A 12,646-nucleotide genomic window follows, 5' to 3' on the forward strand; every position below is an offset into this window, starting at 1 on the left:
AATTGGTAGGCATCACGTTCGCGTGTATATCAGGCCGGAATGCCGCTATGAAATTTAAAATCTGCATCCACGGTGCTAATTAACTCTGCTTCAACAGCGGCAAAGAAAGCAATACGGTCACTGATATCTTCGTTTGCTATATCTGTCGCCAGCGCTAGATAATCCTGATAATGCCGGGCTTCTGAACGCAGTAACGAAGTATAAAAATCGCCAATTGGCTTTGGCAAAAGTGGCGCCAGTTTAGCAAAACGTTCGCACGAGCGAGCCTCAATAAAAGCGCCACAAATAAGTTTATCAACCATAGCCGCTGGCTCGTATGTACGCACATGGCGCAATAGCCCTTTGGCATAACGGCTCGAGGTTATTTTTTTATATGCGATACCGTGCTCAGCCATCACTTCCAGTACTTGATAAAAATGGTGCAGTTCTTCTTTAATCAACAACACCATTTTGTCGATTAAATCTTGTGCATACTTACTGCTCGCTTTTGGCAACATCGACTTTTTCAAGCTAAGTCCGGCCAATGCTCGCCAATCGCCTTGCTCGCGGTAAGTGAATTCCTCATAGGGCTGTAACCATTGCAACAACGCGTCTGCACTTTGTTCATTTACAGCGTAGCGACGGATCAGATACATGGCGCTCTGCGCTGCTTTCAACTCACAAATCAGATGGTCTAGTAATAACACCGGTAAGCTTTCAGGCAACCTAGCTTGCGCCAGCCATTTATCCGGCGTTTCACACAGCAGAAACTGCTGAACGGGTTGAAGTAACTGGCGGATCTCTGCGCTTAACATGTTATAACTACTTGAACAAAAACTGCCGACTATTATAGCGGATTGTGCTGTCGGCACCAGCACAAGCTGATCTGGCACAAGCCATGTTCAAATTTCGTGCAAGATGCTTGACGAAGCGCTTAATATTGTTCATAACTGATGTAACGGTTATCGCAAAGTAACCCGGTAGTATAGACGTAGTGACAAGGATAATAATTATGATATTGAATCACTTATGGGGACTGTATGCACACCCGAAAGAAGAGTGGCATACGATAGATACAAGACATGAAAGCTTTCGTTACAGCCTGATCCATATTTTATTGGTAGCACTGATACCCTCAGTGTGCGCCTATTACTCTGCGGTGCATTTAGGCTGGAGCATTGGCGTGGGTGACCGCATTATGCTAACCCACGACAGTGCGCTGATGTTGTCGGTCGCGATGTATATTGCCTTAATTGGCGGTGTATTTGCGCTGGCTCTGTTGGCACATTGGATGGCACATACTTTTGGTGCTGAACCTACCTACACCCAGACCTTAGAACTGGCTGCCTACACTTCAACACCATTGTTTATGGTCGGGTTTGCCGGTTTATATCCTGAGCTATGGGTAGTAATGACGGTAGGCCTGGTGGGCTTGGCTTACTCGGTATATTTGTTGTATGTCGGCGTGCCGATACTGATGCATATTCCGGAAGAGCGTGGCTTTATTTACGCCAGCTCGGTAGTTACCTGTGGCTTAATTTTACTGGTCTGCATTATGACGGCTACTGCCATTTTATGGAGTTCTGGTTTCGGTCCGACGTTTACTAATTAGCACAAGTTTAACCGACAAAAAAAGGGAGCTTTAGCTCCCTTTTTATTCATTGCTGTTGCAACAATTAGCCTTCGTTATAGGTTTCCAGATTGGTTGCCATCGCCGCACCAGATTTTTCTTTTGCCCCGTCACTACGCATTTGGTCTAACCGGTTCAGGTAATCCTGATCAATATCGTTGGTAACATAATTACCATCGAATACTGAGGTTTCAAAGCGCTTAATTTCTGGATTCTCTGTACGCACCGCTTCAATCAAATCTGGCAATGACTGGAAAATCAAACCATCAGCGCCAATAATATCGCAAATACTGTCCACATCATGGCCATGGGCTATTAGCTCATTTGCTGACGGCATATCGATGCCATAAACATTTGGGAAACGAATTTCCGGCGCCGCTGAAGCAAAGTACACTTTCTTTGCGCCAGCTTCACGAGCCATATCAATAATTTGTTGTGACGTCGTACCACGCACTATCGAATCATCGACCAGCAGTACATTCTTATCTTTAAATTCCTGCTTAATCGCGTTGAGTTTACGCTTAACTGACTTTTTCCGCGCTTCCTGTCCTGGCATGATAAAAGTACGGCCGATATAACGGTTTTTTACATAACCCTGGCGATAAGGCAACCCTAATACCGTGGCGATTTGCAAAGCAGCATCATTACTAGTTTCAGGAATAGGTATAACCACATCAATATCTAAATGGGCCCATTCCCGCTTAATTTTTTGCCCCAGTACCGTCCCCATCGCTACGCGCGAGGCATACACCGAAATATTGTCGATGGTGGAATCTGGCCGGGCAAAATAAACATACTCAAAAATACACGGCGTATAACTTGGATTTTCTGCACACTGGAAGCTATGTAATTCACCCTGCTCGGTAATGTATACAGCTTCGCCAGGAGACACATCACGCAGTACTGTGAAGCCATCAGCATCCAGTGCCACGCTCTCTGACGCTACCATATACTCGGTACCAAGCTTGGTTTCACGCTTACCCATAACGAGCGGACGAATGCCGTTAGGGTCACGAAATGCTAGTAAACCGTGGCCAATAATTAGCGCTACTACCGCATATCCACCTTTGACTTTACGGTGTACATTGGCGACAGCGCGGAAGATATGTTCTGCTTGCAACTCCATAACACCGCTGTTATGCAGCTCATGCGCCAAAACGTTAAGTAACACCTCAGAATCTGAAGTAGTATTGACGTGGCGACGAGCAACGCGGAATATTTCATCTTTCAGAATATGTGAATTAGTCAGGTTACCATTGTGTGCCAATGAAATACCAAAAGGACTATTGACGTAAAATGGTTGGGCTTCTGCCGTACTCGATGAACCAGCAGTCGGGTAACGCACATGGCCAATGCCCATGTTACCTGCCAGCCGCTGCATATGCCGTGCTTCAAACACGTCTTTAACCAAGCCATTGGCTTTGCGTAAGCGCAGCGTGTTGTGATCAACGGTAACAATACCGGCAGCATCCTGACCGCGATGCTGTAACACTGTTAAACCATCATACAGTGCCTGATTAACCGGGTATTTCCCCACAATTCCAACAATACCACACATGGATTTTCTTCCTCGCCAGCGTTAGGGCTTTTGCATAAAACTGGAATGGCTCTGCAAATATTCGAAGAACCATTCAATGATAAAACCAAATTCGGGGATCAGGATTGAACTTTGCCACCAGCTGGCGTCTGCAGCGGGCGTAAATGCATCCATAAAAAATAATATGGCGCTGACCACTAGCACACCGCGCAATGCACCAAATACCAAACCTAGAAAGCGGTCTGTGCCAGATAAACCAGTGGATTGCACTAGTTTGCCAATAATAAAATTGATTAATGCGCCAAGAATAAGGCTACAGATAAATAGAATAGCGATGGCGGTAGCGTTGCGAAGAGTTTCATCCTGCATTGAGCTGAATAACCCTGCAAGGTGCGGATAGTATTGGCTGGCGATAAAAAATGCCAGGATCCACACAGCTAGCGAAATGGCTTCTTTAACGAAGCCGCGTATCAGACTAATAACCGCCGATAACGCTATAATTGCCATTATGGCAAAATCAACCCAGACCATTTGCTACCAAAGGTTACTTGATGACGGCGCGCATTCTATCAAACTGCATGGCTGCTTGGCTAATTATTTTCAGTTGGTTGATAACTCATTACCGATAAACGTTCTATGCCGGTCAATTGTTGCAGTTTGGCCAGTTGCTGCTCCAGTTTTTCTTTACGCAATTCCGGCCCCACCAACACACTGGTCAGTTTTACGCCCTGGGAGTTGACGATATTACGGGTAAACGTGACAAAACCCGCCTGACGTAATTTGGTGACTAATGCGTTGGCATTTTGCACTTTGCTAAAGCTGCCTACTCTTACCACCCAACCCGCTTCAGCTAAAGCCGGGTTAGTGACTGCAGCATCGGGTTGCGCCACAGGCTCAACGGTGACCTGAGTAAATTCTTGCGATGGCAGCTCACCACGCAGGTCGGTATCAGCTAACGGCTGTTCATCTAGTGGCTGCTCATCAACTGGCGCGGTCGTGGACTCTGCCGCGGCGTCGACAAAAGGTTGCTGCGCAAACACCTGTTGTTGCTGCACGCCCTGAAATTCTGGCCGGTTAGGGATCACTTTAAAATCATCTTTTACCACCTGCTTTTCACCATCAAGCAAATCTGGCAGGAAAATAATACCTGCAGTCACCAGAATCGCGGTGCCCAATAAACGATGTTTAAATGCGGGTGTCACGTTGCCTCCTGACTGCCTGCCAAAACGGCTGACACAGTGAAAAAAGAACCAAATACGACCAGTAACTCATCCGGCTGCAATTCTGCACTGATCTGCAGATAAGCCTGTTGTACATCAGCATGCAAATGCACTTGGGCGGTTGCTGCACTTAAGTTATCTGCCAGTTGCTGAGCTGAAGCCCCTCTGGCACCGCCTAAGCTGACAAGATGCCATTGATCAAATAACTGCGTCAAGGGTAACAGAGTTTGATGAATATCCTTATCTTTTAACATACCCGTTAATGCAACTATACGTGCAAAGCGCGGCTTAAGCCGCTGGAGTTGTGCGGCTAAATAGGCCGCAGATTGAGGATTGTGCGCAACGTCAACGATGACGCCGGGCCGCTGCTGCAGCCATTGCATACGACCAGGCAATGTCAGATGGGTTAGTACCGCATGCAATTGCTCCGGCGTTGGCAATACGGCCAGCTGTTGCAGCACCGCCAGTGCGCAAGCGGCATTTTGCACCGGCATCGCCGGTAACGGTAAGCCGTTGTAAACCGCACTGCTACTTTGCCATTGCCAGCTATCTGCGCGTTCGGAGTAGTGGAAATCACGCTGTACCAACATCGTGTTACACTGCAGTGCTGCGCCATGCTGCAATACAGATTGCGGAGGGTTTAACTCGCCAATCACCGTAGCGCCACCAAGACGAAAAATACCGGCTTTTTCCCGACCAATCGTTTCCCGGTCGTTACCCAGCCAGTCCTGGTGATCCAGGTCAACGGTCGTGATCACACTGACATCAGGCGTAACTATATTAGTAGCGTCTAACCGCCCGCCCAGACCCACTTCTATCAAACAGAAATCCACTTGCTGCTGTTGCAACAAACGAAACGCCACCAGCGTAGTAAACTCAAAGTACGTCAGTGCGGTGTCGCCACGCAGCTGTTCTATAAAAGCAAAAGCGCTGGCCCAATCAGCATCGGCGACATCTTTGCCATTGAGTCTTAAGCGCTCATTAAACGTTAACAAATGCGGAGAACTGTATACACCAACGCTAAAACCCTGCGCCAGCAGTAATTGTTCTAAACAACAGGCGGTAGTGCCCTTGCCGTTGGTACCGCCGATTAAAATGATTTTACCGGGCAGAAGCTGTAAGTCGGCGCGCTGAGCGACCTGAAGTACGCGCTCAAGACCGAGTTCAATTTGATGGACCGGATGGTTTTGCTCAATATAACAAAGCCAATCGGCCAGGCTGTGGCACGATTGGCTATTTAGTAAAGCAGTAGACATGAAACCCTTAAGCGGCGTCGTGCTCCGATACCGGAGCAGGCAGCTGCATAAACTTAGCGACTAATCGCGCAATTGTATCGCGCATTTTGCGCCGGTCAACAATCATATCAATGGCGCCGTGTTCCAGCAGAAACTCACTGCGTTGGAACCCTTCCGGCAGCTTTTCCCGCACCGTTTGTTCAATAACACGCGGGCCGGCAAAACCAATCAAGGCTTTGGGCTCACCGATATTCACATCGCCAAGCATAGCTAAACTTGCTGATACGCCGCCCATGGTCGGGTCAGTTAATACTGAAATATAAGGTAGACCGGCTTCGCTCATTTTTGCTAAAGCCGCACTGGTTTTCGCCATCTGCATTAACGAAAATAACGCTTCTTGCATGCGCGCGCCGCCGCTGGCAGAAAAGCACACAAAGGGCACCTTGTGTTTTAATGCATGTTCAACACCAGCCACAAACTTGGCACCTACCACAGACGCCATAGAGCCGCCCATAAACTCAAACTCAAAAGCAGCCGCCACAATAGGCATACCTTTTAAGCTACCGTGCATTACCACCATAGCATCTTTTTCATTAGTGGCTTTTTGCGCAGCGCTGATGCGGTCTTTATAACGCTTACTATCTTTAAACTTCAGTAAGTCTTGTGGCTCAAGCTCGGCTGCCAGCTCTTTGGTAGTATTGGTATCCAGAAAACTGGTTAAGCGCGCCCGGGCCGATACCCGCATATGATGATCGCACTTAGGGCATACGCCCAGGTTGCGGTCCAGATCAGCCTTATACAGTACGGCTTCGCAGGAGGTACACTTGGTCCAGACACCTTCCGGGATATTTCGACGCGCGGAAGAAGAGGATGTTCTGGGCAGGATCTTTTCTAACCAACTCATAAAATTGTCCTATAGCTAACGGCACCGCTGACTCGCCATGCCGTAAAAAACGTTAAAAAACGCCGAAATTCAGTAAACCGGCGCTATTAAAGCATAAAACGTACAGCGTAGAATATAGAAAACTGGTCTTAGTAGTGCCAGTTAGACCGGTAAAAATAAAGGTCCCGCTTCCGTCCCTGGCACATTGAAATGTTCAGGGTAATCGACATCGACCAAATATAACCCACCCGGTTTTGCCGTTGCCGCCGCGAGATTGCGGTTTTTTGCCGCTAACAATTCGCCAATCCACTCTGGCGGCCGATTTTGCATGCCAACCTCTAACAAGCTACCGGTAATATTGCGCACCATATGATGTAAAAATGCATTGGCTTTAATATCCAGCACAATGAAATCACCCAAACGTTTAATGTCTAAATGGTGCACATTGCGAAACGGCGTTTTAGACTGGCATTGCACTGCCCGAAATGAACTAAAATCTTGCTCGCCAAGCAGCAACGGCGCCGCCTGCTGCATAAGGTCTATATCCAGTGCTTGATGGTAATGGCTCAGTCCAGAGCGCAAAATAGCCGGTCGGTATTTTCGGTTATAAATAATGTATCGGTAACGCCTTGCAGTAGCGCTAAAACGGGCATGAAAATCATCAGCTACAGGCGTCGCCCAACGAACCGCAATAGCATCAGGTAGTTGAGCATTGGTGCCCATAACCCAAGCTTTGGCATCCCGCTGCGCTGTTGTGTCAAAATGTACAACTTGGCCAGTAGCATGAACACCAGCATCAGTGCGACCAGCGCAAAACAGTTCAATTGGCTGGTTTGCTACTTTGCTAAGCGCCGTTTCCAGCTCTTGTTGCACACTATTTACGTCGCGCTGCCGCTGCCAACCATAGAAAGCCGAGCCGTCGTATTCAATCCCCAGAGCAATGCGCATGCCGCCTCCTAATGATAAACGGCAGCGATTATAGCGTAACCGCGGCTAATGTGCAGTGCAGAAGCTTATTCGCTATGCTTTAGTTTCTCCGCTTCAAGCTTAACGTTATCCGGTGCATCTGAAGCCAATATATCGTTTAACAGCAATTCTGCTGTCTCGGTATCATCAATTTCTATGTACGCCCGCACTAAATCTAGTTTGGCGGCATAGCCATTGTCTTCGATATCGACATCACGCTGTTCATGCTCGCCAATAATATCAGCAAATTCATCCAGGCCCACATCAACATTGAGATGGTTAAATCTATCTTGATCTGGTTGCTGATCGGCGTTGTCTAGTAACGTATCAATCTCAACAAAATCATCATCATTAAAATTAAAATCGTCGGCGACAACCTGCTCGGTATCGCTGCTGTCGTTTGTCAGATCAAAATCAGATCCGATTTGCGTATCAGTTTCGGCAAAATCCAGATTGCCAGCCATAGCCTCAAGCTCAGTCATCAATGAATCAAACTGAGCGTCTGGCAACGGATCCAGTTCGATCTCAAGCTCGCTGTCTGCCAAACCGTCGGCTGCAACAGCGTCTTGCGCAATACTGAAGTCCTGCTCTGCCAGCAATTCGTCGTCGAGTAACTCAAGCTCTGGATATTGATCCAGAATTTTACTTGGATTTTCTACCGATAACGCCGCTTCACTTGGCTTACTGAAAGAAGGATCATCGGATACAGATAAGTCTAAATTAATTAGTGTTTTGTCATCATCATCTGCCGTGTCCAGCAACATATCATCACTGTTGTCCTGCTCGTTTAGAGCCATCGAGTCTTGTTCAGTTTGCTCAAGGCCAATATCTTCCGGCGTAATTTCCGCTATGACATCGTCGGTTACACCTTCAGTTTCTTCAATCGCATCAACCTGGTCTAGCAATTCCGCGAGTTCAGCACTGAGTAAACTTTCCTCGTCATTGCTAAGGTCAAACTCAGACACTTCCAGCGTTGTTTCAGCTTCACTTTCTGCAACCAAACTTTCGGCAAACTCATCCAGCTCTGAGCTATCAAAATTATGCTCTGACTCCAAATAGGGCTCATCGTCAAGGCTCAATGAAATACTGTCGTCTTCTACTGCCAGGTCAATATCGGCAAGTAACTCTTCCGGTTCAAGCTGCTGCACTACCTGAGCATTATCGACACTATTATCTTTTGCTTGCAGTACTGCCTGCATTTCCTGTTCTTGCTCAGTCAATGCGTCAAGTTCATCATAGTTATCCAACGATACTTCTTCTATCAGATCGTCAATGTCAAATTCTTCAATACCGTCTTCGTCATCGATACCGCCCTTGTCATCGATACTGTCATCATCTACAGTCCATTCATCAGCGTTTAATGCATCATCATCCGTATTGCTCGGAGTTTCAGGCGTTGCCTCGGCAGCAGGTACGTCATCGTCGATGGCCAGGGCATCACTATCGCCGTCAATATCATCAATATCATCGGCCAATTCAATAATGGCGTCATCATCGTCCTCGGCGGCCAGCAATGCTGATAAATCGTCATCTGACAGAATATTGTCCGCATCAAACGCAAAATCGTCGTCAAGTTGCCCTTCAGTAGCTGAGGCGGCTGCAGTAGCCGGCAATAAGCTGTCGTCTTCAAACGATAATTCATCATCATTAAATTCCAGCAAATCATCATCTACCGCACCGGATGAGGCCGTCATACCGTCATCAGCGAAAGCATCCTCGAGCAGGGCATCATCTATTTCAAATAGGCTCTCGTCCAGCTCATCCGTTTCATCTAATGGTGGCAGTGGCGATTTATAGGTTGGGTCAACAGTGGGCTCGACATTAGCTGCATGCAAGACTTTTTCAGTACGTCGGCTGCGCGATTTCACCCACAATAGAACGCCTAGTAAAATCAGCAGCGCCGGCACGCAGGCTGCTAGCACCCAAGTTAGTGGATTTTTAAACAAGCTTTGCCAGTCGATACTTTCTTCTACTGCGGCTTTAGCGGCAGCGTCTTGCTCGGCCTTCGCTTGCAGCAGCTCTGCTTGTTGCGACAACAGCTGCTCAATTTGCTGCTGTATCTCGCTATCGTCTGCCAGCGCTGCTTTGATCAACTCCAGTTCATGCTGTACCTTTGCCAGGCTGGTTTTAAGCTGTAAATTCTCATCTGCGATGCTATCAACCACCTGCATAGAATTGGCAAACTGACTGCGAATGGCATCAAGCTCCTGACGCTGGCGCTCATCACGATTTTTCAATTCAGATTGCCAGGAACCACTAGTGTTGCTGGCTTTAGCAACGGAAGTAGCCGAACCGGCATTGCCACTGGTGTCATTACTTGACGAGCGTTGTGCCCATAGTTCGTCATCACGCTCTGATTTTTGCCTGGCGAGCGTAAGATCAGCCTGACGCATCTCCCGAGCTGAAGGCACCAACAAGGTTGCGCCCGGTTTCAAATGATTCAAATTATCGTCTAAAAACGCATCAGGGTTTTTTAAATAGAAAGCATACATAACCTGATACATGCTGATATTGCTGTCTGGTCTGACCCTTTCAGCAACTCGCCACAGCGTATCTGAAGGGCTGAGCGGCCCAAGTTTTTGCGGTGTGTCAGCGCTGCGCGGGCCACGAATTTGTACTGTGTTTTCCTGCGCCAGCAACGGCGCCGAAAAATTGACAAACACGGTAATCACTAGAATAAATAACCAAGGCATTACAATCCCCTACCCCAAAACAGGCGCTGTTACAGCATAAATCGGCAGCACAGGCTGCAATCTTTAATTCATCTGCAAGCATTGTTCCAACTAATGGCAAACATTGCTGCAAATTAAACATGGTTACTAAGTGCTGAAAATATAAAGCACTGCAACGATTCTGACCAGTGTTAAAAAAACGTTGTGGAGTTTCTGCGGAGAAATACGACAGGGCTTATAACAAGCCCTGCGATAAGATAGGAGATGACAATTTTGTTTTACAGGTAGTCGCGGACCAAGTGCTCAGCAATCTGAATGCTGTTTGTGGCCGCACCTTTGCGGATGTTATCTGCCACTACCCACAGGTTAATGCCGTTTTCGTGCGATAAATCCTGGCGGATCCGGCCGACAAATACCTCATCTTTACCGGCCGCACTGCATACCTGGGTAGGGAAATCAGCATTATTTTCCAGCAATACCACGCCTGGCGCATTGGCTAGTAACGCTTTTACCTGCTCGACGCTTATCGGCATCCGCGTTTCAATATGCACCGCTTCGGCGTGGCCAAAAAACACCGGTACCCGCACTGCGGTGGCGTTAACTGAAATACTGTCATCACCAAAGATTTTTTGCGTCTCCCAGTGCATTTTCATTTCTTCTTTGGTGTAGCCGTTATCCATAAACACATCAATTTGCGGAATAACGTTAAACGCGATCTGACGGGCAAACTGGCCTTCTTTTTCAATCGGCCGGCCGTTCATCAGCTGTGCTGCTTCATGGGCTAAGGCTTCTACCGCGTCTTGCCCGGCACCACTGACCGACTGATAAGTAGCAACATTAACCCGGCTGATCCCCACAGCATCATGAATTGGCTTTAACGCCACCAGCATCTGAATAGTCGAGCAGTTCGGGTTGGCAATAATATTGCGGTTGCGGTAATCGGCAATGGCATGGGCGTTCACTTCTGGCACCACCAGCGGAATATCCGGCTCGTAGCGGTAATGTGAGGTGTTATCAATCACCACACAACCGGCATCAGCGGCCTTGGGCGCATACATAGCTGATACATTGCCACCGGCAGAAAACAAACCAATTTGCGCCTGCGACCAGTCGAACGTTTCTGCGTCGATAACCTTAATTTTTTTGCCTTTAAATGTCACGGTGCCGCCGGCAGAACGGCTGCTGGCTAACGGAAACAACTGCCCTACCGGGAAATCACGCTGTTCCAGAATTTCAATTAAATGTTGTCCTACCAAACCTGTTGCACCCAAAACGGCAACATTGTATTGCGAAGCCATGACAGTTCCTCTTGTTATTGTGCGAGGCTAAAACCTAATTGTGGCAAAAAGTCGGGTATGACCTTGCCACACAGTTGTAACGAGCTGAATTCGCGCCGCGGTGGGTATGACTTTCTAAGCCAGTCAAACCCCTTACTTTGCAGGTAATGCCGCAGTATGGCATCGTCACGGCGTACATCATATAACAGTCTTGCTAAGTTTTGGACATCCGGAAGCCCAAAATTTGCACTAATTTGCAGTTTTTCCATCGCGGGTACCGGCAACAACTGTTGTAGTTGCTGTTGCAGCGGCTGTTGCAGCAACGCAGCACAGCGCTGATACAGCATTTCGGTGCCGCGGGCTTTACCTTCAATACTGTGGCCAGCGATATGCGCAGTGGCAATATCGACATAAGGCAGCAATGCAGTAAGAATATTCGGCTCTTGCTCCCACACGTCTAACACCACGGCGCGGCGTGTGGCCGCACGGCTTAAATCCTGCAGCAAAGCGTTATTATCAATTACCGCACCACGGGAAGCGTTAATCAGCGCGCAGTCGGGCTTTAATTGCGCTAAGGTTTGGGCATTAAGTAAGTGCTTAGTGGCATCACTGCCGCTATTTATCAGCGGGGTATGAAAACTGATAATATCGGCCTCAGTACACAGCTGAGTAAAATCAGTATGGTTGAAGTCCGCCTCATTGCGGGCGCGCAGCGGATCGCACAGCAGCAGCTTAATATTCAGTGCCTGCAGCGCCTTAGCCAGCCGGCTGCCTATATTACCCACGCCAACGATACCGACGGTTTTGTCTGCCAGTTGCCACTGATATTTATCGGCTAAACACCATAAGCTGCTAAGCACATATTCCACCACCGACTGGGCATTGCACCCCGGGGCGCTGGAAAACGCGATATTGCGCGCAGCCAGGTAACTTTGGTCAATATGGTCCATGCCAATGGTAGCGGTGCCGACAAAGCGCAGCTTAGTGTTGTGCTGCAGCAGCTGCGCATTAACATTGCTGACCGAGCGCACCAGCAAAATATCAGCATCCTGCAACTGTGCGGCGCTGACATTGCGGCCGTCAAACAAGCTAACCTCACCAAACTGGCGAAAAAACTGCTGCACCAACGGCATATTTTCATCGGCAAAAATGCGCATCAACGGTTCCTGCTAAAGCGTAAAAAGGCGAAACGCAGTGTAACAAATAGCACCAAGCCAGCCTATTCAATTTGGCTGTGTTGGTTTCAA

General features: G+C 48.0%; 11 protein-coding genes. 1 reads left to right on the forward strand and 10 read right to left on the reverse strand.

From position 1 onward, the window contains the following. Positions 1-29: 29 nt before the first annotated feature. Positions 30-794: a tRNA isopentenyl-2-thiomethyl-A-37 hydroxylase MiaE gene (miaE, locus tag I4W93_RS10650; protein ID WP_205310937.1), complete on the reverse strand. Its 765-nt coding sequence runs from the start codon at positions 792-794 to the stop codon at positions 30-32. A gap of 197 nt (positions 795-991) precedes the next feature. Here miaE and I4W93_RS10655 point away from each other — a divergent pair, with 197 nt between their 5' ends. Then, positions 992-1,591, forward strand: a complete 600-nt coding sequence (locus I4W93_RS10655) for a Yip1 family protein (protein ID WP_205310936.1) — start codon at positions 992-994, stop codon at positions 1,589-1,591. Positions 1,592-1,655: 64 nt separating this feature from the next. On the opposite strand, the gene purF is transcribed toward I4W93_RS10655, so the two are convergent. The 9 genes from purF to I4W93_RS10700 all read right to left on the reverse strand — a co-directional run bounded on the left by purF (position 1,656) and on the right by I4W93_RS10700 (position 12,556). Continuing rightward, complete coding sequence (gene purF, locus I4W93_RS10660) at positions 1,656-3,167, reverse strand: amidophosphoribosyltransferase (protein WP_205310935.1); 1,512 nt, start codon at positions 3,165-3,167, stop codon at positions 1,656-1,658. Between the two features lie 21 nt (positions 3,168-3,188). Next, complete coding sequence (locus I4W93_RS10665; RefSeq protein ID WP_205310934.1) at positions 3,189-3,677, reverse strand: CvpA family protein; 489 nt, start codon at positions 3,675-3,677, stop codon at positions 3,189-3,191. 59 nt (positions 3,678-3,736) lie between these two features. Beyond that, positions 3,737-4,348 carry an SPOR domain-containing protein gene (locus I4W93_RS10670; RefSeq protein ID WP_205310933.1) on the reverse strand — a complete coding sequence of 204 codons (612 nt, stop codon included), beginning with the start codon at positions 4,346-4,348 and terminating at the stop codon, positions 3,737-3,739. Beyond that, on the reverse strand, positions 4,345-5,622 hold the full coding sequence (gene folC, locus I4W93_RS10675) for a bifunctional tetrahydrofolate synthase/dihydrofolate synthase (RefSeq protein WP_205310932.1): 1,278 nt from the start codon (positions 5,620-5,622) through the stop codon (positions 4,345-4,347). Before folC ends, I4W93_RS10670 begins: the two co-directional genes overlap by 4 nt. A 7-nt stretch (positions 5,623-5,629) precedes the next feature. Continuing rightward, complete coding sequence (gene accD / locus I4W93_RS10680; RefSeq protein ID WP_205310931.1) at positions 5,630-6,505, reverse strand: acetyl-CoA carboxylase, carboxyltransferase subunit beta; 876 nt, start codon at positions 6,503-6,505, stop codon at positions 5,630-5,632. A gap of 141 nt (positions 6,506-6,646) precedes the next feature. Next, complete coding sequence (gene truA / locus I4W93_RS10685; RefSeq protein ID WP_205310930.1) at positions 6,647-7,432, reverse strand: tRNA pseudouridine(38-40) synthase TruA; 786 nt, start codon at positions 7,430-7,432, stop codon at positions 6,647-6,649. Between the two features lie 65 nt (positions 7,433-7,497). Continuing rightward, entirely contained in the window at positions 7,498-10,143 is a 2,646-nt protein-coding gene (locus tag I4W93_RS10690) for a FimV/HubP family polar landmark protein (protein ID WP_205310929.1), read from the reverse strand. A 257-nt stretch (positions 10,144-10,400) separates the two neighbouring features. After that, entirely contained in the window at positions 10,401-11,420 is a 1,020-nt protein-coding gene (locus tag I4W93_RS10695; protein WP_205310928.1) for an aspartate-semialdehyde dehydrogenase, read from the reverse strand. 14 nt (positions 11,421-11,434) lie between these two features. Beyond that, on the reverse strand, positions 11,435-12,556 hold the full coding sequence (locus I4W93_RS10700) for a 4-phosphoerythronate dehydrogenase (protein ID WP_205310927.1): 1,122 nt from the start codon (positions 12,554-12,556) through the stop codon (positions 11,435-11,437). Positions 12,557-12,646 lie beyond the last annotated feature (90 nt).

Origin of the sequence: Rheinheimera maricola, assembly GCF_016918075.2 — a bacterium.
GTDB lineage: Bacteria > Pseudomonadota > Gammaproteobacteria > Enterobacterales > Alteromonadaceae > Alishewanella > Alishewanella maricola_A.

Excerpts from the sequence above, each read along its gene's own strand:
- miaE (WP_205310937.1), bottom strand. The coding sequence starts at position 794 with ATGTTAAGCGCAGAGATCCGCCAGTTACTTCAACCCGTTCAGCAGTTT.
- I4W93_RS10655 (WP_205310936.1), top strand. The coding sequence starts at position 992 with ATGATATTGAATCACTTATGGGGACTGTATGCACACCCGAAAGAAGAG.
- purF (WP_205310935.1), bottom strand. The coding sequence starts at position 3,167 with ATGTGTGGTATTGTTGGAATTGTGGGGAAATACCCGGTTAATCAGGCA.
- I4W93_RS10665 (WP_205310934.1), bottom strand. The coding sequence starts at position 3,677 with ATGGTCTGGGTTGATTTTGCCATAATGGCAATTATAGCGTTATCGGCG.
- folC (WP_205310932.1), bottom strand. The coding sequence starts at position 5,622 with ATGTCTACTGCTTTACTAAATAGCCAATCGTGCCACAGCCTGGCCGAT.
- accD (WP_205310931.1), bottom strand. The coding sequence starts at position 6,505 with ATGAGTTGGTTAGAAAAGATCCTGCCCAGAACATCCTCTTCTTCCGCG.
- truA (WP_205310930.1), bottom strand. The coding sequence starts at position 7,432 with ATGCGCATTGCTCTGGGGATTGAATACGACGGCTCGGCTTTCTATGGT.
- I4W93_RS10690 (WP_205310929.1), bottom strand. The coding sequence starts at position 10,143 with ATGCCTTGGTTATTTATTCTAGTGATTACCGTGTTTGTCAATTTTTCG.
- I4W93_RS10695 (WP_205310928.1), bottom strand. The coding sequence starts at position 11,420 with ATGGCTTCGCAATACAATGTTGCCGTTTTGGGTGCAACAGGTTTGGTA.
- I4W93_RS10700 (WP_205310927.1), bottom strand. The coding sequence starts at position 12,556 with ATGCGCATTTTTGCCGATGAAAATATGCCGTTGGTGCAGCAGTTTTTT.